This is a genomic window from Hymenobacter nitidus (assembly GCF_020447315.1).
Lineage (GTDB): Bacteria > Bacteroidota > Bacteroidia > Cytophagales > Hymenobacteraceae > Hymenobacter > Hymenobacter nitidus.
In genome coordinates, this window is sequence record NZ_JAJADQ010000002.1 from 159,062 (window position 1) to 181,077 (window position 22,016).

The window sequence follows — 22,016 nt, forward strand, 5'->3', positions numbered from 1 at the left end:
CCTTAGAATATGTCCGCAGGTTTTCGTTTCCGGGATTTCGTGCCCGAAGAGTCGTCCGAGAAAGGCTTCGAGACACTGTTTAAGCTATTTATGCAACTGGTTACCATCACCTCCGGCGACGTGGGGGAGGCTTTGTCGTGGCTCAACGAGCTGGACAAGCAGTACGGCCTGACCGACAACGACTACGGGATGGGCAACTTCATCGAGGACCTGAAGAAAAAGGGCTACATCGATGAGAACGAGCAGGAGCGGGGCGCCTTCAAGATTACGCCCAAAACCGAGCAGGGTATTCGTAAAAGCGCCCTGGAGGAAATCTTCGGCAAGCTCAAGAAGGGCAACAGCGGCAACCACCGCACGCCCCAGACCGGGCAGGGCGACGAGCTAAGCACCGACATCCGCGACTTCCGCTTCGGCGACTCCCTGGAGCAGATTTCGATGACCGAAAGCATCCGCAACGCCCAGCTCAACCACGGCCTCTCCGACGAGTTTATGCTGGCCGAGGGCGACCTGGAAGTGCGCGAAACCGAGCACAAAACCCAGACCAGCACGGTCTTGATGATTGACATCTCGCACTCGATGATTCTCTACGGCGAGGACCGTATCACGCCCGCCAAAAAGGTGGCTATGGCCCTGGCCGAGCTGGTGAAGCAGAAGTACCCCAAAGATTTCCTCGACGTTATTGTGTTCGGCAACGACGCCTGGGAAATCAAGGTGAAGGACCTGCCGTATCTGGAAGTCGGGCCCTACCACACCAACACGGTGGCGGGCCTGGAGCTGGCTATGGACTTATTGCGCAAGCGCAAAACCGCCAACAAGCAGATTTTCATGATAACCGACGGCAAGCCCACCTGCCTGAAGGAAGGCAACGGCTACTACAAAAACAGCTTTGGGCTTGACCGCAAAGTCGTGAACAAGACGCTGAACCTGGCCGCCGCTGCCCGCCGCCTCAAAATCCCGATTACCACCTTCATGATTGCCTCCGACCCGTACCTGCAGCAGTTCGTGGAGGAATTCACCCAGGTAAATCAGGGCAAGGCTTACTACAGCGGCCTGAAGGGCCTGGGCCACCTCATCTTCGAGGACTACAAGAAAAACCGCCGCAAAACGCTGTAGGTATTTTGTCTGCCATCCTTCATCTGGCGTACGCCCCGCGAAGGACCTTATCACGATAGAACATAGTCGTAACAACGATAATCGTTCGTATCCTATAAGGTCCTTGGCGGGGCGTACGCCAGATGAAGGATGACACATTTTAACTAGGCCACACTCCCTCCGAACCAACGGCCCCTTTGGCTAGTTGTACTATTTGACTGCCCGACCCCGCGCCAACCGCTCCGGTTTTGCGTACGTCCGGGCACACTCCCTACCTCCGATATGAAATCAACTGACATCCGTACCCTCGGTGACTTGAAGAAGTCTGGCTACCAGCCCCGTTCCGTGAAGCAGGAGCTGCGCGACAATCTGATTGCCAAGCTGCAAGCCAAAGAAGACGTGTTTCCCGGCATCTACGGCTACGAGGAAACCGTAATTCCCGACTTGCAGCGCGCTATTCTGAGCATGCACCACATCAACCTGCTTGGGCTTCGTGGGCAGGCCAAAACCCGCATTGCCCGCCTCATGGTGGAGTTGCTCGACGAGTACATTCCCGTGGTGGAAGGCTCCGAGCTCAACGACGACCCGCTGGAGCCCCTGAGCATCTACGCCAAAAACCTCATTGCCGAGAAAGGCGACGCCACGCCCGTTGCGTGGCTGCACCGCTCGGACCGCTACACCGAGAAGCTGGCGACGCCCGACGTATCGGTGGCCGACCTCATCGGCGACGCCGACCCCATCAAGGCCGCCACGCTGAAGCTGCCTTACTCTGACGAGCGGGTGATTCACTTCGGTTTGATTCCCCGCTCGCACCGCGGCATTTTCGTGATTAACGAGCTGCCCGACCTGCAGGCCCGCATCCAGGTGTCGCTGTTCAACATCCTGCAGGAAGGCGACATTCAGATCCGGGGCTTCAAGGTGCGCCTGCCGCTGGATATCCAGTTCGTGTTTACGGCTAACCCCGAGGACTACACCAACCGCGGCTCTATCGTAACGCCGCTCAAGGACCGGATTGACTCCCAGATCATCACGCACTACCCCAAGAGCATCGAAATCGGGAAGCGCATCACCAAGCAGGAGGCCCGCATCAAGCCCGAACAGAAGGGCATGGTGGTCAGCAACGAAATCATTCACGACCTGGTGGAGCAGGTGGCCGTAGAGGCCCGCGCCTCGGAGTTCGTGGATGCCAAGAGCGGCGTGTCGGCCCGCCTGACCATTGCCGCCTACGAGAGCCTGATCAGTGCCGCCGAGCGGCGCGCCCTGATCAATGGGGAGAAGAAAACCTACGTGCGCATCGCCGACTTCCTGGCCGCCGTGCCCGCCCTTACCGGCAAGGTGGAGCTGGTGTATGAGGGTGAGCAGGAGGGAGCCGGCATCGTGGCCGAGAAGCTGATGGGCAAAGCCATCCGTACGCTCTTCCTGCAGTACTTCCCCGACCCCGACAAGCAGAAAAAGGTGAAGTCCCGCCCCAACCCCTACAAGGAGGTGCAGGACTGGTTCGGGGCCGGCAACACCGTGGACGTACTCAACGACTCATCCGACAAGGATTACCACAAGGCCCTGGAGCAGGTGCCCGGCCTGCGCGGTATCGTGACCTTCCTGCACCCCAACGAGGATGCTGACACGACCTGGTTTCTGATGGAGTTCTGTCTGCACGGCTTGGCCGAGCACAGCCTGATTTCGCGCAACCGCGTGCAGGCCGGTACCCAGTTCAAGGACCTCTTGTCGTCCATGTTCACCATGCCCAGCTTCGGCGGCGAGGATGACGAGGACGAGGAAGAAAAGCCCCGCCGCCGCCGGTAGCACAATGTAGAGACGCATATTTGCGTCTGTCTCGTCGTCCGCACCGCCCAGGTGGCTATCGTTCAACGATTGAGACGCAAGTATACGTCTCTACCTGCAAAAAACGCCCTGTGCACCGAAAGATGCGCAGGGCGTTTTGGTTTCGACGGTTTTCTACTTGCTGAGAAAGTCTTGCAGGAGAAAATTAAGAGTCAGTCAGAGAGCCTTGTGCCATGCGTACGCCCAAATGCGGAAAAGCGAAACAATGTTTTATGTGCCATAAGTACTTATGCAAAACACTATATATACGATACTGCTACTTTAGTCGCGGCTGGTTGCGCTGGTGGTAGAAAAGCCCGGTGCCCATAGCTAATGCAATAGTAACGTTTCTGGGTTTGTGAAAAATCAATACAATGAGAATAGCAACTGTAGTCGCCCTCACCGCTGTAGTTAGCAGCTTTCTGTCCTGCACATCCGGAACGGAGACCCTCCCCAACGCCAGTAAAATGCCTATAACAGGTACTTGGCAGCTTGTCAACCGAACGGTTATTGAGAAGGGAGACACAGTGACCATTGCCAGCGACAAAAACGAATCTTTTATCAAAGTCATTAATGACAGCCACTTCGCCTTTTTACAGCACGACTTGAAAAAAGGCAAAGATTCAGCTGCGGTGTTCGTGGCCGGAGGCGGCCGGTATTCACTCAAAGACAGCCTCTACAGTGAGCACTTGGAGTATTGCAGCGCCCGAAACTGGGAGGATAATGATTTTGTATTCACCCTCACGCTACAAAACGATACCCTCACGCAAAGTGGCGTGGAGAAGGTAGCAAGTGCCGGCGTAGACAGGGTGAATATCGAGCGCTACGTAAGACTGAAACCGTAGCGGCTCATCCGCCCGGCCAATTTCGCGGTGCCCATGTTCGATACGACTCCCATTCACTTCGCCGCCATCGTGGACTACCTCGTGGCATAGGGTGCCGCGGGTCTTTTGTGCTTGAATATCAGCTGACTTAAATCCGCCCGGAGAGGAAATTCGTTTGTTCAGCCAAGAAAGCCAGTCCTTGGGCGAAACTTTCCCAAAGGCGGGAACCCGTAGCGTTGCTTTGTATCATTCCAACGGCCAAACGGGCTGCTGGAGCCCCCACAACGACAACTCCACCTCCCAGCTTTTTTGCCATGTCCGCTTCCCTGCTTGTCCGCCTCGCCTCGCTGCTCTTCGTTCTGGCCCTGCTGGTGCCCGGTGCCCCGGCCCAGGCTGCTGGCCGGACGCCGTACACCCGCAGCGTGAGCAAGGGCCGGCCCGCGGTGCATCGCCCCAACTATAAGCAATACAATGCCAACAGCACGCGTTGGTTTTTCCAGCGCTGGTAGGCCGCTGCGTTCAAAAGAATACCGACTGGTTTTTTTACACACCCGATCTGCACAACAACAAGAAAGCCGCCTGAGTACTCAGGCGGCTTTCTTGTTGTTAAAAAGGACGTTCTGGCCGGCGGCTTAGGCCTGCTCGCTCACGACAATCTTCTTAATCTCGTCGTTGGCTTTGATCTGGTCGATGATGTCCAGGCCCTCCACCACTTTGCCGAATACGGTGTGGTTGCGGTCGAGGTGGGCCGTGTTGTCGCGGCTGTGCACGATAAAGAACTGGCTGCCACCGGTGTTGCGGCCGGCATGGGCCATGCTCAGCACGCCGCGGTCGTGATACTGGTTGCCGCCTTTCAGCTCGCAGTCGATTTTGTAGCCGGGGCCGCCGGTGCCGGGAGCGCCCTTGGCGCCGTCGCGGGAGTTGGGGCAGCCGCCCTGCACCACGAAGTTGGGGATAACGCGGTGGAATTTCAGGCCGTCGTAGAAGCCTTTCTGGGCCAGGTCGGTGAAGTTCTTCACCGTGTTGGGAGCGTCCTGCTCAAAGAACTCGACTTTCATCACGCCGTGCGTGGTGTGGATTTCGGCAGTTTTCATGCGTGGAAAAGGAAATAGGTGGATGCGTACAAGCGCTAGGACCGGAAAAAGGTTTCGCGCCGGGCAAAGGTAGCCAAATCGGGCCGGGGCAAAACATCCTGGCCAGCGCCGAGTTTCGTACACACTGCAACTATGCCGGAAGATGAATATTTCGATATTGCCGCCGTGCTTTCTTTCGCCAACCCTAACCCTGTTCGACCACCGATGAAAAAGACCCTGAAAAACGCCTCATTTGCCCTTAGTGCGGCCCTGCTGGCTACCACTAGCCTGAGCAGCTGCTCCGACAACAAGACCACCGAAAAAGCCACCACCGAAACCGAAGCCATTGCCACCGTCGACTCGGCCGCCATGCTGACCGACTCGGCCCGCATGGGCAAGCCCGAGGGCGTGATGGTGGACGGCGTGGCCATGACCCCCGACAAGAACATCATCCAGAATGCGGTGCAGGCCACCAGCGTCAGCACGCTGGTACGGGCCGTGTCGGCCGCCGATTTGGGTGGCACGCTCAGCGGCCCCGGTCCGTTCACGGTATTCGCGCCCACCAACTCGGCCTTTATTCAGCTGCCCCAGGGCGCTATGGCCGGCCTGATGAAACCCGAAAGCAAGGAAAAGCTCAAAGGCGTGCTCACCTACCACGTCATTGCCGGCCGCCTCGTGGCCTCAGACCTGAAAGACGGGCAGGAACTGACCACCGTGAATGGCGAGAAAGTGAAAGTGTCCGTGAAAGGCGGTAAAATCATGATCAATAACGCCACCATCCAGATTCCCGACGTGGTTTCCAGCAACGGCGTCACCCACGTCATCGACCAGGTGCTGCTGCCCCCCGCCCCGAACATCTAAGCCTCACCCCGGCCCTCCTGAGAAGAGGGAGCCTACCGTAGAAGCACGCAAGCCGCAGCTGAGAAGCTGCGGCTTGCGTGCTTCTACGGAGTTCGATGTTAATGATAGCAGTTGCGGAGGCGTGAGCCAACGTGGCTGCGCGGAACCTCGCGGCTGGCTCCCTCTCCTCGGGAGAGGGTTGGGGTGAGGCCGTGAGCCTAGTGGCGGTTGTCCTCGTTGGTGAGCATGCTCACGTAGCTGTCGTACCGAGGCAGGGCAATTTTGCCTTTTTCCACGGCTTCGCGCACGGCGCAGCCCGGCTCGTGCACGTGCTGGCAGTTGTGGTAGCGGCACTGGTTGAGCAGGGCGCGCATCTCGGGGAAAAAGTGGGCCAGCTGCCCGGGCGGAATATCCACCAGCCCCAGCTCCTTGATGCCGGGCGTGTCAATGAGATAGGTGCCGGGCCGCACTTCCAGCATTTCGGCGAAGGTAGTGGTGTGCACGCCCTTGTCGGAGAACTCGCTGATTTCGGCCGTCTTGATGTCCAGATCGGGCACTAGGGCGTTGATAAGCGTGCTTTTGCCCACCCCCGAGTGGCCCGAGAGCAGCGTCACCTTACCATCGAGTAAGGCATCGACTTCGGCCAGACCCTCGCCCGAGTGGGCCGAGCAGCGCAGGCCGGGGTAGCCGGTGCGCTTATACATCTTCAGAATCTGGTCCTGGTAATCGGCCAGATCGGCGTCGTAGAGGTCGGTCTTGTTGAAAATGAGCGTGACCGGAATGCCGTAGGCCTCAGCCGTCACCAGAAACCGGTCGATGAAGCCAAACGAAGTGGCCGGCGACACGAGCGTAACGACCAGCAGGGCCTGGTCGAGGTTGGCGCCCACGATGTGCGCGTGCTCGGCCTTGTGCACCGAGCGGCGGATGATGTAGTTGCGCCGCGGCTCGATGTGGTGAATCACGCCCGCGCCCTCGGTTTGTTCCTCCACGGTAAAATCCACCTGGTCGCCCACGGCCAGCGGGTTGCTCACCTTCAGGTTCTTGTTCTTGAACTTGCCCCGCAGCCGGCACCGGTGCAGCTTACCCGTGGCGGTTTCGCGCACCAGATACCACGAGCCCGTCGATTTAACTACAATACCGGTCATAAGGTGAGTTAGTGAATCAGTGAGTTTATAAATAGAAGCGGGAGGAAGTTTTCAGAATGAAGAACTTACTGATTCACTAACTCACCATCGAGCCACTGCATGATGCGGGCGGTGGCGCCGGCTTTCTGGTGAACGTATTCCAGGCTGAGGTCCTGCACCACGAGGCGGTTGGCTTCATGGTGGAAGAGCGGGGCGAAGGCCTCTTTCAGCTCCTGAGCCGTGCGCACCGGAAAGGCGCAGCCCAGCTCGACCAGGTCAATAGCTTCCTGAAACTTGGTGTAGGTGGGGCCAAAGAACAGGGGCAGGCCAAAGGCGGCCGCCTCCAGCGTGTTGTGCAGACCCTTGCCGAAAGCCCCGCCCACGTAGGCAAAATGCCCGAACCGGTAGAGCTGACTGAGCAGGCCCACGTTGTCGATGAGCAGCACGGTGGCCTGGCCCACGGTGGCGGGCTGGGCCTGGGAGTAGCGCACCACCTTGCCCGGCAGGGCTTCCTCCACGATGCGCAGGTTGGCCTCACTGATTTCGTGGGGGGCCACGATAAAGCGCAGCTCCTGCTGGTACTGCTGCATCAGGGGCGTCAGCACGGGCATATCCTCGGGCCAGCTGCTGCCCACAATGCAGACCGGCAGCCAGTCGTCGGTGAAGGCATCGACCAGCGGCAGCTCCCGGGGCTGGGCCAGGGCCGTGCGCACCACCGTATCGAAGCGCGTGTCGCCGGCCACGCTGGCCTGCGTGATGCCCGCCTGCCGTAGCAGCTGCACGGAGGCCTCATTCTGGGTGAAAATGTGGGTGAAGCACTGCAGCATGCGGCGGTAAAAGCCGCCCCAGGGCTTGAAAAACACCTGGCCCGGCCGGAAGATAGCCGACACGCAGATGGCCGGAATATTCCGCTGGTGCAGGCCCCGAAGCAGGTAATGCCAGAATTCGTATTTCACGAACACCGCCAGTCGGGGCTGCACCGCGTCCAGAAAGGCCTGGGCGTTGGCGTGCGTATCGAGGGGCAGGTAGAAGACATAGGCCGCCCCGGGCCAGTTGTGGCGCACGGCGTAGCCCGAGGGCGAGAAGAACGTCAGCACGATTTTGTGGTCGGGGTGGCGCTGGGCGTAGGCTTCCATCAGAGGGCGGCCCTGCTCAAACTCGCCCAATGAGGCGCAGTGAAACCACACCCGGGGCGCCGTGTCGCCGTGCAGCGTCTGGCGGATGTGCTCCAGCAGGCCCCGGCGCCCGTTCACCCACTGCTCGGCTTTGGGCACGAAGGGCGCTACCAGCCGCAGCAGCAGCGCGTAGAGGTGAAGGCCAAGGGTATAGAAAAAAAGCAAGGCAGGAAGGCGTGAGGCGGAGAAAGCAGACCTGGAAAAGCCTGATTATTCGGCAAAAATAGGTTTTTACCAGCCGTTAAACGAAAAAAGCCCCAACCGGTGGGCTGGGGCTTTTCAAATTGGGAAACTACGGTTCCCAAACAGGGACTAGTGGGAGGTCTGCTTGCCCAGGTAGCTGGCCACACCTTCGCGGGTAGCTTCCATACCTTCTTTGCCTTCTTCCCAGTTGGCGGGGCACACCTCGCCTTTGGCTTCGAAGTACTGCAAGGCATCTACCATGCGCATGGCTTCGTCGATGCTGCGGCCCAGCGGACCGTCGTTTACTACCTGGTGGCGCACGATGCCGTCTTTGTCGATCAGGAACAGGCCGCGGTAGGCGAGGGGCGAACCAACGAAGGTCATTTCGCCGGCTTCGTTGTAATCGTAGTGGCCGCCCAGTACGTCGTAGTTCGAGGCAATGGTTTTGGTCGCGTCAGCCACCAGCGGGTAGGTTACGCCCTCAATGCCGCCGTTGTCACGGGGCGTCTGCAGCCAGGCAAAGTGCGAGAAGTGCGTATCGGTCGAGCAGCCGACAATGGCTACCCCCTTAGCTTCGAAATCGGCCAGACGGTCCTGGAATGCAATGATTTCGGTAGGACAAACGAACGTGAAGTCGGCGGGGTAAAAATAGAAGATAACGTGCTTCTTGCCCAGGTAGCGGTCCAAAGAGAAATCCTCTTCGAATTCGCTGTCGATTACGGCCGTAGCCTTGAAAGAAGGAGCACGCTTGCCAACGAGAACTGCCATTGTGATTGTAATGAAAAGTGAAAATGAGAAATGAAAAGGGAGAGGTGGTTTTTAGTTAGTGGTTTTTTGGTTGTTGGGTTCTTAAGGGCATGCCTTCAAAAACGAACAACCAAAAACCAATTACCAAAAACGAATCAGGAAATCCGGGACCCGGCAATGTGCAGGGAAAAGGAGTGGGGCTGGAAGTTTTCGAGCCCGTGGGTAGCGAAAAACGTCCGGATCAGCGCATCCAGCTCGGGGTTGCTGTAGTCGATGATTTCCTTGGTATCCGTGCAGTACAGGTGGTGGTGGGCCGTGCAGTCGGAGTCGTAGCGGCGGCAGGCACCCTCGGTCGAGGCCACGCGCTTGGTCAGGCCCGCGGCCACGAAGCTGTCCAGGGTTTTGTACACCGTCCCCAACGATACCGTGGGCTCGGTCAGCACCACCTGGCGGTGCACCTGCTCGGCGGTGGGGTGGCCCGGCAGCAGCAGCAGGCTTTCCAGAATCAGGATGCGCTGCGTGGTAGCCCGCAGGCCGGCCGTAGCCAAACGCTGCCGGAGCGCAGCCTGGTCGGGCTGGCAGGGCAAGGAATGAGAATGGTCAGATAAAAGCGTCACAGGTAAGAATGATTCTCCACAAAGGTAGTTAGAGAAGCCGTTGCCAGGCAAAAAGGTTTAAAAACAGGTCAGAAATTGGTTCCGGCCCCTCTGCTGGGGCCCTTTTGCTATGCCACCGGCGCCGGAGCAGGCGTGGCCCGGCACACAAACTGGAACGTCTGGCGGGTGCGCTGCTCCAGCAGCAGCTCCCGCCCGTCGGTGAGCTGCCGGATGCTGTTGCCGTCGTAATTTTTGATGTTATACAGCTCCAGATTGGCGTTGTAGCGAATCGTAAACTGGCTGCGCAGCAAATCCAGCAGCTTTTCCAGGCGGTAGGGCGAGAAGTCGGTACAGACGGAAAAGGAAATGGCCGAGTTCTGCATCATGTTGATTTTCAGGCGGGCCTGCGACAACGCCCCGAAAATCACCTCCAGGTTTTCCTCCGAAATGAAAGTCAGGTCCTTCGACTCGAAAGAAATCAGGCACTGTCCGTCCTTGCGGATAAAGGCCGGGGCCAGCAGCCCGTGCCGACAGTCGCCAATGCGGGTGCCCTCGGCCGTGGGGTTCAGAAACGACTTAACAAAGAGCGGAATACCGCGCAAGGCCAGCGGCTTGATGGTTTTGGGGTGAATAACGGAGGCGCCGTAGTACGCCATTTCGATGGTTTCCTGGTAGCTGATTTCCGGGTAGCGCACCGTGTCGGCGAAGAACTTGGGGTCGGCATTGAGCAGGCCCGCCACGTCTTTCCAGATCGTCACGGCCTGGGCCTGCAGGCAGTAGGCAAAAATGGCGGCCGTGTAGTCGGACCCTTCCCGGCCCAGCGTGGTGGTCTGCCCGTTTGGCGTGGCACCCAGAAAGCCCTGCGTCACGACCGGGCCGCGCTGGAGCAGGGCCGGCACATGCTCGCGCACGTTGTGCTCGGTGGTTGGCCAGTCGATGCGCCCCTCGCGCCAGGTGTGGTCGGTGCGCAGCAGGGGCCGGCAGTCGAGCCAATGCGCGCCCAGGGCCCGGGCCACGATGCGCGTGGACAGCAACTCCCCGACGCTCACCGTCTGGTCGTAGTACTGGTCGTAGTGGTCGGTGTGCAGCTGCTGCTGCCGCAGGCTCGCTAGCTGCTGGTCCAGCTGGCTGAAAAGCTGGTCTACTTCGGCCTGTACCTCTTGCTGCTCAGCACTGTCATCGGCAAATAATTCAGTGATAACCCGGGCGTGATACTCGCGTAGGGGCGCCAGCTTGGGGGCGTATTCCTGCCCGTTGAAGGCCAGATGATAGATTTCCTCCAGGGCATTGGTGGTCTTGCCCATGGCCGACACCACTATCAACACCTGGCCGGGGGCGCCATGCTCCCGCACGATTCGGACAACGTTGGTAATACCGGCCGCGTCTTTCACGGAGGCGCCGCCGAACTTATAAACCTGTAAGGAATAGGGCTTCTGCATGGGCCAAAAGTAGGCAGCCAGCCGCATATATGGCGAAAAACCTTAGTTTTGTAAGCCAGACCAACAGCTCACCCACCCACCCTATGGACCATAATAAACTGGCTCTCCCCGTCGGTACCACCCTCGACCGATTTATCATGCGCAAGCAGGAAGACTTCCCCTATGCCACCGGGGAACTGTCGCAGCTGCTGCGCGATATTGCCCTGGCCGCCAAGATTGTCAACCGCGAAATCAACCGCTCCGGCCTGATCGACATTGCCGGCGCCTACGGCAGCCAGAACGTGCAGGGTGAAGACCAGCAGAAGCTCGACGTTATTGCTAACATTCGCTTTATCCGGGCCCTGCGCAATGGGGGCGAGGTCTGCACCATCATTTCCGAGGAAGACGAGGACATGATTCAGACCGGCAACAACCAGGGCAAGTACGTGGTGGCCATCGACCCGCTCGACGGCTCCAGCAACATCGATGTGAACGTAAGCATCGGCACCATCTTCAGCATCTACCGCCGCGTGTCGCCGACCGGCACCGAGGGCACCGAGCAGGACTGCCTGCAAACCGGCACCCACCAGGTAGCGGCCGGCTACGTGATTTACGGCTCCAGCACCATGCTGGTGTATACCACCGGCAACGGCGTGAACGGCTTCACCTACGAGCATTCCCTGGGCGAGTTTTTCCTCTCGCACCCCAACATCAGCACGCCCAAAACCGGGGCCATCTATTCCGTGAACGAAGGCAGCTCGGAGTATTTCTCCGAGGCCATGGCCGCGTATGTGGCGTATTGCAAGCAGCAGAACTTCTCGGCCCGCTACATCGGCTCCCTGGTGGCCGATTTTCACCGCAACCTGCTCAAGGGCGGCATCTATATGTATCCGGCTACCAAGAAAGCGCCCAACGGCAAGCTGCGCCTGATGTACGAGTGCAACGCCCTGGCTTTCATTGTGGAGCAGGCCGGGGGCAAATCCAGCAACGGCCGCAGCCGTACGCTCGAAATCGAGCCCAAAGGCCTGCACGACCGTAGCCCCTTGTTTATCGGCTCGACCGAGCTGGTGGAGAAGGCAGAAGAGTTTCTGGCCGCCGAGTACACCGATGCGCTGGCCTCGATGTAGTAAATAGAGCCCACGAAAAAGCCCGGCCGATACAGTATCGGCCGGGCTTTTTTGCGTGGTATCCGCAGGCGGACTACTCAGCTTTTTTCTTGGATTTCTTCGCCGCAGGTTCCGTGGCGGCCTCCGGATTGCCAGGGGCATCCGCTGCCTCTTCGGTTGGGATAATGCCCGCCGTGCTCAGGGCTTCATCGGCCGCGGCCGTTTCCTGCTGCGTGCCGGCCTCCGTCGATTCTTTGGTGGCGGCTTTCTTCGAGGCCTTGGGCTTGGCGGCTGCGGCCTGCTCGGCTACTTCCGGTGCCTCAGCCTCGGCCGAGGGCTGCTCAGCTACGTTTTCCTGGTATTCCAGGCGGCCACTCACCGCTTTGTACCACGATACCAGCTTTTTGATATCGGACATGTAGACGCGCTGCCGGTCATAGTCGGGAATAATCTCGCCCATGAACGTGGCCAGGTCGCGGTCCTGCGACTTGTTCGTGACCGTCAGATCGGTGCCGTATTTCTGGTAGATCCGGTCGAATACTTCCGTCAGGGGAACCGTCTGGTCGTAATCCTGGGTGTAGATGGAGATTTCCTGCAGCAGCGAAACCTTGTTGCGGGCCGAAGCTACTGAGCGCGTGCCGCGTTCATCAAGCGACTCGACAATGACGCCGGCACGGGTAGGACGCACCAGCCGATACAGACCGGGCATTCCGCTGATAGCGGCAATTTCCTTGAGGTCGTAGGGCATAGAAAAAAGGGTTGGGTAAGAAAAATGCGAAGTTACTCAGTAGGAGCGGGAGCCGCCGCCTGGCCCGGAGCCGGCAGCTTGAAGGCAATCGGCAGGCTGGTCAGCACGGCGTAGTCGGGCTTTTTGAACTTGAGCAGGCGCGTAATGCGCAGCGCTTCTTCGCCGCAGCCGCCACCAATGTTCTTTACGAGCTTAATGCCCGACATGGTTCCGTCCGTGTTCAGGGTGAAGCTCACGATGCAGGTGCCCTGAATCCGGTTGCGGCGGGCCATGATGGGGTATTTCAGCTCTTTCTCGATGAAGGCATACATAGCTTCCTGGCCGCCCTCGTAGTACTCGGCTACCGGAATTATTTTGCCGCCGTGCACCGGGGCCGCGGCGGCCGGAGCAGCCTCGGCCGCTGGCGTCGCCACTTCCGGGGCGGGGCCCTCAGTTTTGACTTTTACCTTGGTTTTTTGAGCAAAGGCCGTGGTGGTACCGGCGAAGAGGCCAAGGGCCAAAATAAATGGGATTTTTTTCATGGAAAATGCCAGGGAGAAAAGATGAAATACGAGGCGAATTGTTGGCCGGTGAGCTTGGCAATTACAGGGCCAATCTACGCATTATCCGCTTCCTGGGCTAATTGCCGGTTTATTTCCTCGATAAACTCTAGTAGTTCCTCCCGGCCCGTTTTTTCCTCGGCCGATGTAATAAAATGACGCGGAAGCTCGTCCCATGTCTGCTGCATCTTTTGCAGGTACGCACTAATATGTTGCTGCGTACGGGCCCCCGACTGCTTATCTGCTTTCGTGAAAACCATTACGAACGGAATGCCCTCGGAACCCAGCATTTCCATAAACTCCAGGTCGGGAGCCAACGGCGCGTGGCGCGAGTCAATCAGCACAAAAACGCAGGCCAGATTCTCGCGATTGCGCAAATAATAGTTAATCATTTTGCCCCAGGTAGCCCGGGAGTCTTTGCTGACTTTGGCATAGCCATAGCCGGGTAAATCCACTAAGTACCAATTATCATTAATTAGAAAGTGGTTGATTAATTGGGTTTTACCGGGTAGGGAGGAGGTTTTGGCCAAACCTTTATGGCCCGTCAGCATATTAATTAGCGAAGACTTTCCCACGTTGGAGCGGCCAATAAATGCGTACTCGGGCAGCGTGGGCGCCGGACACTGGTCGACGCGTGAATTGCTCATTACAAATTTCGCTTCCCGAATAATCATAAGCCAAAAACAAAGGTGAGGCCGCAAAGGTAGCAGATACGGGCGGCTCCGGCCGGTCATAAATTTTTACGGGAAATCCTTGCAGTTTACAAAGCACGCCTATATTTGCGCGGTTTGCGTCCTGTTCCACTACGAGCTTCCTACGTTGCTTTAGCTGCCTCGGATTATGTAAAACTTCTTTATAATTGGATACGGCTAAGGTCGTATTATAAAATTTCTATCTTTGCCCGAATCTTGCCTTGTTCCGTATTGCCAAGCTGGTTTTACAGAAGCGTAAATATCTTTTTTAGCGCTTCCAGCCAGAAAAATCGACTGGCAGGCTTAACCCTGGAACAGGTTTTCAGTATAAGAGGCAACTCTTGAAAAAATTTGCAGCCGCAACTGGCGGTTCTTTTTCTGCAAACCTCCCTGCAACTCCTTATTCTCAAACCCCTCCTACAATGGACAACTTAGTCAGAAGGTTATTGAAAGCCTCTTGCACCTTCGCTCTTGCCGCAGCCGTGGCCCAGCCCGCGCTGGCCCAGAGCACCCGCAAGACGCTAAAGACTGCAAACAAGTTCTTTGACCAAGAGAACTACCGGGCATCCATCCCTTTCTACGAGCAGGTGTTGGCCAAGGAGCCCAACAACGCGCTGGCCCTGTTCCGGGCTGGTATTGCGTACATGTCCTTTGACAAGGAAAAGGCCAGCGACTACATCTATAAGGCTCAGCGCCTGAAGCCCAAGGTGTCGAAGGACGTGGAGTACTGGCTCGGTCGTGTCGACCACCTGAACTACAACTTCGACGAGGCTATTGCCCACTTCCAGGCCTACAACACGAGCCTGAGCAAGAAGGACACCCGCAAGGCGGCGTTGGCTCAGCTGATTCAGCACAGCAAAAACGCCAAGATTCAGTTCAACAGCCCCAAGGATATCTTCGTGAAGAACTTGGGCCCGACGATCAACACGGCCTTCTCGGAGCACAGCCCCGTAATTTCGGCCGATGATAAGCTGTTGCTCTTCACCTCGCGCGGTGAAAACGTAACCGGTGCTACCGGCTCGACGGCTAACCCCAAAAATAAGAGCGTAGCCGCCGATGGCGAGTACTACGAAGATATCTTCGAAGCCAAGCGCATCGACGACGAGAACTGGGAGAAGCCCCGCTCACTGAGTGGCGCCCTGAACGGCAAAGGCCACGACGCCTCGATTCAGGTGTTCGACAACGACACGAAAATGCTGATGTACCGCCAGGATGAAAACGGCGACATCTTCTACTCGGAGAAAGGCGGTACCGACTGGACCGAACCCAAGAAGCTGAATAACAACATCAACTCGAAGGCCTTCGAGTCGGATGCTTATATCACGCCCGATGGATTGACCATTTACTTCTCGACCAGCAAGTTTTCGGAGCAGAACACGCTCGATATCTACTATGCTACCCGCCAGGCCGGTGGCGACTGGGGTACGCCCAAGTCGTTGGGCAACGTGGTAAACACGCCTTACGACGACGACAGCCCGTACCTGAGCAAGGATGGCAAGACGCTGTACTTCAGCTCGCGCGGTCATAACACGATGGGTGGCTACGACATCTTCAAGTCGGAGTACGACTCGGTCGGCCGCACCTGGGGCCGCCCCGAGAACATGGGCTACCCCGTAAACACGCCCGACGACGACACCTACTACCGCCTTAGCCCCGATGGCAGCTACGCCTACCTCTCCAGCTACCGCATCGGGGGCTACGGTGAGAAGGACATCTACACCATCAACTACATCAAGAATGCCATCATCCGGGGTAAAGTGTACTCGCAGCGCGACAGCACCATTATTCCCGGTGTCGAGCTGGTTTTCTCGGGCACCCAGGCTGATAAAACGGCTTTGAGCTACCGCGATGTAACCAAGCCCGAAACCGGCGACTATCAGGTAAGCGTGCTTTCGGGCCGTACCTACCAGGTAGCCGTGTCGAAGGACGGGAAGAACATTGAGACGCAGGAGTTTGCCGTACCGGTTTCGACCAGCGACTCTACCGTCATCGAGAAGAACTTCTACGTGCCGTATGTTGATACGACCAACACGGGCATGTTTGCTTTCAAGAAGATTTACTTCGATACGGATAAGTACAAGTTGCGCCCCGAGTCTATCAAGGAGCTGAACAACATCAGCGGCATTCTGAAAGCTAACCCCGGCGTAAACATCTCGATTGAAGGTCACTGCGACTCGCGCAACACGGATGAGTACAACATTGTACTGGGTCAGAACCGTGCCGATGCTGCCTACAACTACCTGAAGAAGAACGGTATTGCTGAAACCCGCCTGACGACCGTAAGCTACGGCGAGCGTCGCCCAGCGGCTACCAACGATTCGCCCGAGAACATGCAGCTCAACCGCCGCGTGGAGTTCCGCGTGATTCTGAAGGAAGGTGAGGCCATGCCAACGATGAACACGGGTGCCGGTACTAGCGGTGCTGGTTCGGGCACTGGCACTGGCTCGGGTGCTCCCGGCTCGTCGGGTAACAACCCAGCGGCTCCGCTGGTACCCGGCAAGAGCAAGGTGAAAATGGCCGATGGCACCAAGGTGAAAACCAAAGTGGACGAGGACGACGATAAAGTAAAGGTGAAGGCCAAGGGCCCCGCCGGCGAAGAGTCGAAGACCAAAACCAAAAATGGTACGATTGACGCCAAGACCAAAGACGCCAACGGCGAGAAGACCAAAGTGAAGACGGACAACGACTAAGCTTCTTTTCGCACCACGTAAAACGGGCCGGGCATTTCGCCTGGCCCGTTTTTTTTCAACATAATGCGGCAACTAGCGTTATGTTTGGGCAATTCAGCCCATAAGTCTTCGTTCTTCGTTACAGAAGTATGTCCGTTGTTCCCTACAAAGATGATGCTGCCGGCAAAAAGTCGCAGGTGGCCCAGATGTTTAACAGCATTGCTGGTAAATACGACTTCCTGAACCACTTTCTGAGTGTCGGCACCGATATCTACTGGCGTCGTAAGGCCGTCAACGAGCTGAAAGAGCTACGTCCGGCCCGCATTCTGGACATTGCCACCGGCACCGCCGACTTTGCCATTGAGAGCCTGCGTCTGTCGCCGGAAACCAAGGTGACGGGCGTGGATATTTCGGAAGGCATGCTGGACGTGGGGCGGCGTAAGCTCACGGAAAAGGGCCTGGCCAACCGGATTCAGCTGGAACTCGGGGACTCGGAAAACCTGCCCTTCCCGGACAACCATTTCGATGCCGTGACGGCCTCGTTTGGGGTGCGCAACTTCGAAAACCTGCAGAAAGGCCTGACGGAGATGCAGCGGGTGCTGCGGCCGGGCGGCAAAGTCGTGATTCTGGAGTTTTCCAAGCCCACGGCTTTTCCCATGAAGCAGGCGTACAACTTTTATTTCCGGCACATCTTGCCGGTGTTTGGCAAACTGATTTCCAAGGACCGCGCCGCCTATACCTACTTACCCGAGTCGGTGCAGGCTTTTCCGGATGGCCAGCATTTCATGGCCATTCTGACGCAGGTTGGTTTTAAAAATCCTACATGGCAACCCCTCACCTTTGGCATAAGCTCCATTTACACGGCGCAAAAGTAGCGGCTCTGGCAGCCTCCGTGCTACTGGCCGGCCTGGCGCCGCACGCGGCCCAGGCCCAGAAGAAAAGTCAGACCAAGGCGAGCCGGGGTGGGCGCGGGCAGGTGAAGTCCATTACGGTGAACAACCTGCCGGGCTACGACGACAAGTGGTTTCATCCCGGCTTCTATATCGCGCCCAACTTCTCGCGCTACAAGATTGAGCAGTCGAGTGCCTACGTGCAGGCCATTCAGAACGGAACGGCCGTGTCGGCCAATTCGCTGCTCAGCCCAGGCCTGTCGGTGGGCTTTATCGGCGACGTGCGGCTGGCCGACTATTTCAGCCTGCGGTTTGCGCCGGGCGTGAGCTTTCTGACGCGCCGCGTGGAGTTCAAACCCTTTGGCTACCAGCCCGCCGATTCCATCTTCACCCAGGAAGTAGGCGGCACTCAGATTGACTTGCCGCTGCTGGTTAAGTTTCACTCGGAGCGTCGGCGCAACACGCGGGTATATGTAGTAGGCGGCATAAAGCCGAGCATCAACGTGGGCAACCGCCGCAAAGACCCGCTGCGCAACCAGCTGCAGGCCGCCAGCGGCGACCTAGCCCTGGAGTATGGTATTGGCCTGGATTTGTTTTACCCCTTGTTCAAGTTTGCACCCGAGCTGCGCTTTTCCCACGGCCTGAACAACCTGCTGATTCCGGACAAGAGCGTGTATAGCACCAGTCTGCAAAGCATGAAAAGCAACTCGGTGACGCTTTATCTGAACTTTGAATAATCGGCCCCCGGCCGGCGCATTTTCCTTTCTATGACTCGTACCGCCTTTGTTACCGGGGCTTCTTCCGGTATTGGCCGGGCTACGGCCGTGGCCCTGGCCCAAGCAGGCTTCCAACTTATCCTGACCGGGCGCCGCCGCGAGCGGCTGGAAGAGCTGGCCCAGCAACTGGCCCCGACGCCCACCTGCCTGCTCACCTTCGACGTGCGCGACCGGGCCGCCGTCGATGCCGCCGTAGCTTCCTTGCCGGCCGAATTTCAGCAGATCGACGTGCTGGTAAACAACGCCGGCGGTGCCCACGGCCTAGCCCCGATTCAGGAGGGCAACCCCAATGACTGGGACGAAATGCTGGACAGCAACGTGAAGGGCCTGCTCAACGTGAGCCAGGCTGTGTTGCCGGGCATGACCCAGCGCCGGCAGGGCCATATCATCAATATCGGTTCCATTGCTGGCCACGAGGTGTACGCCAATGGTAACGTGTACTGCGCCTCCAAAGCGGCCGTGGCAGCCTTATCCAAGGCCATGCGCATTGATTTGCTGCCGCTGAATATTCGGGTGGCGGAAGTGAATCCGGGAGCCGTGGAAACCGAGTTTTCGCAGGTGCGCTTTAAAGGCGACACCGAGCGGGCCGCGAAAGTCTACCAGGGCTACGACCCGCTCAAGCCGGAGGATATTGCTGACGTTATTCAGTTTATGGTCACGCGCCCGGCCAACGTGCACATTGCGGAAATCACCGTTTTTGCCGGTGCCCAAGGAGCCGCTACGCTCATCAACCGGACCTGATTCCGGACTTCTGAACAAACTGAAAAAGTCTTCCCAGTTTGTGGGGAGGCTTTTTCTATGTAGCAGCAGACTGTTGCAGGCGCAGCAGAACGGCGGCGTTCAGCTCGTGCTTCCCGGCAAAGCGAACTACCTCGGGTTCTACACCCAGGCCCCGGATGAACTCCTGCTGCCGGGTCAGGTCTTCGGCACTGATGAACTCGTCTTGGTCGCCGCACACCAGCGTGATGGGCAGCTGCCGGAGCAGGCGGGATGCCACGGCAAAGTCGACGTCAGGTGGGAAAGCGCCGGCCCACAGAATCAGGCGGGCAGGACGAAAGGTAGCCCGGGCCAGCCAGCGGCTTACGGTGGCGGCGCCCTGCGAAAAACCGAGCACGGTGAACTGCACTTCCGCCGGGCACTCATTTCGCACGGCATCAGCCAGTTGGTTGAGGTAGGCCACATAGTCCTCGATTTCCGCCAGCCGGTCTTCGCGCGTCATCCACGTAGCCCCGACCCGCCCGCCAGTGCCGCTCAGATAAAAGCGCGAGAGGCCTTCGGGGGCAATAACTACCGCGGCGGGGTCGGTCTGCGTGAGGATATGGAAGTGGCGGATGAAATAGGCCGCCAGCTGCCCGTAGCCGTGGCACACAAACCACACTTGCCGCGTATCGGGCCCCAGTTCACCGGCCTGATAGTACCGGGCCGAGCGGGTTATCGTGAGCCGCCGTTCGTGCGAAACAGACATAGGGTGAAATAGCGAGATGGTGAGTTAACGTTTTACTAGCGCAAGCGGCACGGCATTGGGCGAATTAAACAACTCACTACTTCACCATCTTGCTACTCGCTATTTTGCCGGCGGCAGGTCGCTGGCCGAGAACTGGAAGGGCAGCAGGTCGGCCAGGGAGCGGAAGCGGAAAATGGTGTTGTTAGGGCCCGGCAGCAGCAGCGGAATGGGGGTGCCCTGGCGGTTTTCGTATTCCGTCATTACCTGGCGGCAGGCCCCGCAGGAAGTAACGGCCACAAAGTCGCCGGAGGCGGGGCGGGCGGCTACGGCCATGCACACGATGCGGCGCTCGGGCTGAGTTGACGCTAAGCCAAACAGGGCGGTCCGCTCGGCGCAAAGGCCCGAGGGGTAGGCCGCGTTTTCCTGGTTGGTGCCTTTGTGAATGGTGCCGTTGTCGAGCAGCAGGGCCGTGCCCACGTGGAAATGGGAGTAGGGCGCGTAGGCTTGGTCAGTTGCGGCGCGGGCTTGTTGCCAGGTGGTGGCTTCGGCAGGGGAGAGTTCGGCTTCGGAGGCCAGCACCTCGACGGTGATGGTCAGATGGAGCGGGTGGGCCATCGGGGGAGAAAAAACAAAGTGCGGGAACCGAATGGCGGCCCCGTTCCGGTAAGGGGCGGTGAATGTACTACAATTCTCAGTCTCCGCCCCATATTTTCTGTCGGAGCCGTTGCATCCTCCACCATTTTTCGTTGGTGCCGCACGTTCAGCAGTTTTTCCCGATTATTGACCCCGTATTCCCACCCTGATTCGTCACGCGGCGCTGCCCGCGGCCTTTCCCGCCGTGTACGGCAGGGGCTGCCCGGCGCTATCCTTTCCCACCCATGACCCGAATTCTGCTTCTGGGAGCCGGCCGCTCGGCTTCGTCCCTGCTTCACTACCTGCTCCGCCACGCCGCCGCCGAAGGCTGGCAGCTCACCGTGGCCGATGTTAATCCGGCCCACTTAGCGCCGGTGCTGGCGGCCCACACCGAGTATGCCCGCGCCGTAACCTTCGATATACAGCAGGAAGCTCAGCTGCCGGCCCTAGTGCAACAGGCTGATATCGTTATTTCCATGCTGCCGGCCCTGTTTCACCTGCCCGTGGCCAAAGCCTGCGTGCAGTACCGCCGCCATCTGGTGACGGCCAGCTACGTGTCGGAGGAAATCCGGGCGCTGGATGCCGAGGCGCGAGCGGCCGATATTATCATCCTCATGGAATGTGGCCTCGACCCGGGCCTCGACCATATGTCGGCCATGCGGGCCCTGGCCGATATTCGGGCCCGTGGCGGGGTGCTGACGGCTTTCCGCTCGTACTGCGGCGGGCTGCTGGCCCCCGATTCCGAGGGCGACAACCCGTGGAAGTATAAGTTTACCTGGAACCCGCGCAACGTGGTGCTGGCCGGACAGAGTACCGCTAAATACCTCGAAAACGGCCATCTGCGCTTTATTCCCTACCAGCAGCTGTTCGCCCGCACCACCCCGATTTCGGTGGCCGGCTACGGGGATTTTGACGGCTATGCCAACCGCGACTCGCTCAGCTACCGAGCACCCTACGGCCTGCAGGACATTCCGACCATGCTGCGCGGCACGCTGCGGCGGGCGGGCTACTGCGCCGCCTGGCAGGCCTTCGTGCGCCTGGGCCTCACCGACGATTCGGTGCACCTGGGCAACCCGGCCGACATGACCTGGGCCACGCTGATAGAGTCGTTTTTACCGGCTGTTGCCGGTGCCCAGCCGCTAGCCGAGCGTACTGCCGCTTACCTAGGGCTGGACCCGGCCGGCCCGGAAATGCAGCGCCTGCAGTGGCTGGACGTATTCGGTGCGCGGCCCGTTGGGCTGGCTGATGCTACTCCGGCCCAGCTGCTGGAGCGGCTGCTTACCGAAAAATGGCAGCTGCAGCCCACCGACCACGACATGATTGTAATGCAGCACACCCTGGACTACGACCTGGCCGGGGTGCCGCACCGCTGGGAGTCGTCGTTGGTGGTGCTCGGCGACGATGCCACCCACACGGCCATGGCCAAAACCGTGGGCTTGCCGGTGGCTATGGCCGTGCGGCGCCTGGCGGCGGGCCTGCTCACGCAGCGCGGCGTCGTGATTCCCACCGAGGCCAGCCTCTACGAGCCGATACTGGATGAGCTGGCCGCCGACTACGGAATCCGCTTCGACGAACACGAAACCAGCCGGGCCGCCGTTGAGTCGCTGTAAAAAACCGCCCCGAAAA

22 protein-coding genes are annotated in these 22,016 nt (G+C 58.7%); 11 read left to right on the forward strand and 11 right to left on the reverse strand.

Annotated features, from left to right (window positions below):
* Positions 1 to 9 precede the first annotated feature (9 nt).
* The 4 genes from LGH70_RS04000 to LGH70_RS04015 all read left to right on the forward strand — a co-directional run bounded on the left by LGH70_RS04000 (position 10) and on the right by LGH70_RS04015 (position 4,246).
* Positions 10 to 1,113: a vWA domain-containing protein gene (locus tag LGH70_RS04000; protein ID WP_226182945.1), complete on the forward strand. Its 1,104-nt coding sequence runs from the start codon at positions 10 to 12 to the stop codon at positions 1,111 to 1,113.
* Between the two features lie 261 nt (positions 1,114 to 1,374).
* Entirely contained in the window at positions 1,375 to 2,895 is a 1,521-nt protein-coding gene (locus LGH70_RS04005) for a sigma 54-interacting transcriptional regulator (RefSeq protein ID WP_226182948.1), read from the forward strand.
* Positions 2,896 to 3,287: 392 nt separating this feature from the next.
* Positions 3,288 to 3,758 (forward strand): radical SAM protein, encoded by a 471-nt coding sequence (locus LGH70_RS04010; RefSeq protein WP_262905225.1) that lies wholly within the window; start codon positions 3,288 to 3,290, stop codon positions 3,756 to 3,758.
* Between the two features lie 293 nt (positions 3,759 to 4,051).
* Entirely contained in the window at positions 4,052 to 4,246 is a 195-nt protein-coding gene (locus tag LGH70_RS04015) for a hypothetical protein (RefSeq protein WP_226182950.1), read from the forward strand.
* 123 nt (positions 4,247 to 4,369) lie between these two features.
* Here LGH70_RS04015 and LGH70_RS04020 read toward each other — a convergent pair whose 3' ends face one another.
* A complete protein-coding gene (locus LGH70_RS04020; RefSeq protein WP_226182952.1) occupies positions 4,370 to 4,831 on the reverse strand; it encodes a peptidylprolyl isomerase in 462 nt (153 codons plus the stop codon).
* A 204-nt stretch (positions 4,832 to 5,035) separates the two neighbouring features.
* Between LGH70_RS04020 and LGH70_RS04025 the strand changes: the two genes are divergently transcribed.
* The gene (locus LGH70_RS04025) at positions 5,036 to 5,671 is read left to right on the forward strand and encodes a fasciclin domain-containing protein (protein ID WP_226182954.1); all 636 of its coding nucleotides are present in this window, start codon (positions 5,036 to 5,038) and stop codon (positions 5,669 to 5,671) included.
* A gap of 197 nt (positions 5,672 to 5,868) precedes the next feature.
* Here LGH70_RS04025 and rsgA read toward each other — a convergent pair whose 3' ends face one another.
* From rsgA to LGH70_RS04050, 5 genes are all read right to left on the reverse strand, one after another.
* On the reverse strand, positions 5,869 to 6,795 hold the full coding sequence (gene rsgA / locus LGH70_RS04030) for a ribosome small subunit-dependent GTPase A (RefSeq protein WP_226182956.1): 927 nt from the start codon (positions 6,793 to 6,795) through the stop codon (positions 5,869 to 5,871).
* Between the two features lie 65 nt (positions 6,796 to 6,860).
* The gene (locus tag LGH70_RS04035) at positions 6,861 to 8,114 is read right to left on the reverse strand and encodes a 3-deoxy-D-manno-octulosonic acid transferase (RefSeq protein WP_226182958.1); all 1,254 of its coding nucleotides are present in this window, start codon (positions 8,112 to 8,114) and stop codon (positions 6,861 to 6,863) included.
* Positions 8,115 to 8,261: 147 nt separating this feature from the next.
* Complete coding sequence (locus LGH70_RS04040) at positions 8,262 to 8,900, reverse strand: peroxiredoxin (RefSeq protein ID WP_226182960.1); 639 nt, start codon at positions 8,898 to 8,900, stop codon at positions 8,262 to 8,264.
* A 134-nt stretch (positions 8,901 to 9,034) separates the two neighbouring features.
* A complete protein-coding gene (locus LGH70_RS04045; RefSeq protein ID WP_226182962.1) occupies positions 9,035 to 9,496 on the reverse strand; it encodes a Fur family transcriptional regulator in 462 nt (153 codons plus the stop codon).
* 107 nt (positions 9,497 to 9,603) lie between these two features.
* On the reverse strand, positions 9,604 to 10,914 hold the full coding sequence (locus tag LGH70_RS04050) for an aspartate kinase (protein WP_226182964.1): 1,311 nt from the start codon (positions 10,912 to 10,914) through the stop codon (positions 9,604 to 9,606).
* An 83-nt stretch (positions 10,915 to 10,997) separates the two neighbouring features.
* Here LGH70_RS04050 and fbp point away from each other — a divergent pair, with 83 nt between their 5' ends.
* Positions 10,998 to 12,020, forward strand: coding sequence for a class 1 fructose-bisphosphatase (gene fbp / locus LGH70_RS04055; protein WP_226182966.1), 1,023 nt, complete (start codon positions 10,998 to 11,000; stop codon positions 12,018 to 12,020).
* A gap of 73 nt (positions 12,021 to 12,093) precedes the next feature.
* On the opposite strand, the gene LGH70_RS04060 is transcribed toward fbp, so the two are convergent.
* From LGH70_RS04060 to yihA, 3 genes are all read right to left on the reverse strand, one after another.
* Positions 12,094 to 12,747 carry a DUF5606 family protein gene (locus tag LGH70_RS04060; protein ID WP_226182968.1) on the reverse strand — a complete coding sequence of 218 codons (654 nt, stop codon included), beginning with the start codon at positions 12,745 to 12,747 and terminating at the stop codon, positions 12,094 to 12,096.
* A 32-nt stretch (positions 12,748 to 12,779) separates the two neighbouring features.
* A complete protein-coding gene (locus LGH70_RS04065) occupies positions 12,780 to 13,268 on the reverse strand; it encodes an energy transducer TonB (RefSeq protein ID WP_226182969.1) in 489 nt (162 codons plus the stop codon).
* Between the two features lie 74 nt (positions 13,269 to 13,342).
* Entirely contained in the window at positions 13,343 to 13,960 is a 618-nt protein-coding gene (yihA, locus tag LGH70_RS04070) for a ribosome biogenesis GTP-binding protein YihA/YsxC (protein WP_226182970.1), read from the reverse strand.
* 440 nt (positions 13,961 to 14,400) lie between these two features.
* Between yihA and LGH70_RS04075 the strand changes: the two genes are divergently transcribed.
* The 4 genes from LGH70_RS04075 to LGH70_RS04090 all read left to right on the forward strand — a co-directional run bounded on the left by LGH70_RS04075 (position 14,401) and on the right by LGH70_RS04090 (position 19,054).
* Positions 14,401 to 16,668, forward strand: coding sequence for an OmpA family protein (locus LGH70_RS04075; RefSeq protein WP_226182972.1), 2,268 nt, complete (start codon positions 14,401 to 14,403; stop codon positions 16,666 to 16,668).
* Between the two features lie 128 nt (positions 16,669 to 16,796).
* Positions 16,797 to 17,522, forward strand: a complete 726-nt coding sequence (gene ubiE, locus LGH70_RS04080) for a bifunctional demethylmenaquinone methyltransferase/2-methoxy-6-polyprenyl-1,4-benzoquinol methylase UbiE (RefSeq protein WP_226182974.1) — start codon at positions 16,797 to 16,799, stop codon at positions 17,520 to 17,522.
* Positions 17,471 to 18,274: a type IX secretion/gliding motility protein PorT/SprT gene (porT, locus tag LGH70_RS04085; protein WP_226182976.1), complete on the forward strand. Its 804-nt coding sequence runs from the start codon at positions 17,471 to 17,473 to the stop codon at positions 18,272 to 18,274. The genes ubiE and porT overlap by 52 nt, the downstream gene beginning before the upstream one ends.
* 30 nt (positions 18,275 to 18,304) lie before the next feature.
* Positions 18,305 to 19,054, forward strand: a complete 750-nt coding sequence (locus LGH70_RS04090; protein WP_226182978.1) for an SDR family NAD(P)-dependent oxidoreductase — start codon at positions 18,305 to 18,307, stop codon at positions 19,052 to 19,054.
* Between the two features lie 55 nt (positions 19,055 to 19,109).
* Here the strand turns inward: LGH70_RS04090 and LGH70_RS04095 are convergent, their stop codons facing one another.
* A complete protein-coding gene (locus LGH70_RS04095; RefSeq protein WP_226182980.1) occupies positions 19,110 to 19,778 on the reverse strand; it encodes an alpha/beta hydrolase in 669 nt (222 codons plus the stop codon).
* A gap of 99 nt (positions 19,779 to 19,877) precedes the next feature.
* Positions 19,878 to 20,372 carry a cytidine deaminase gene (locus tag LGH70_RS04100; RefSeq protein ID WP_226182982.1) on the reverse strand — a complete coding sequence of 165 codons (495 nt, stop codon included), beginning with the start codon at positions 20,370 to 20,372 and terminating at the stop codon, positions 19,878 to 19,880.
* A gap of 263 nt (positions 20,373 to 20,635) precedes the next feature.
* Here LGH70_RS04100 and LGH70_RS04105 point away from each other — a divergent pair, with 263 nt between their 5' ends.
* Complete coding sequence (locus LGH70_RS04105; protein ID WP_226182983.1) at positions 20,636 to 22,000, forward strand: saccharopine dehydrogenase C-terminal domain-containing protein; 1,365 nt, start codon at positions 20,636 to 20,638, stop codon at positions 21,998 to 22,000.
* The last annotated feature ends 16 nt before the right edge of the window (positions 22,001 to 22,016 follow it).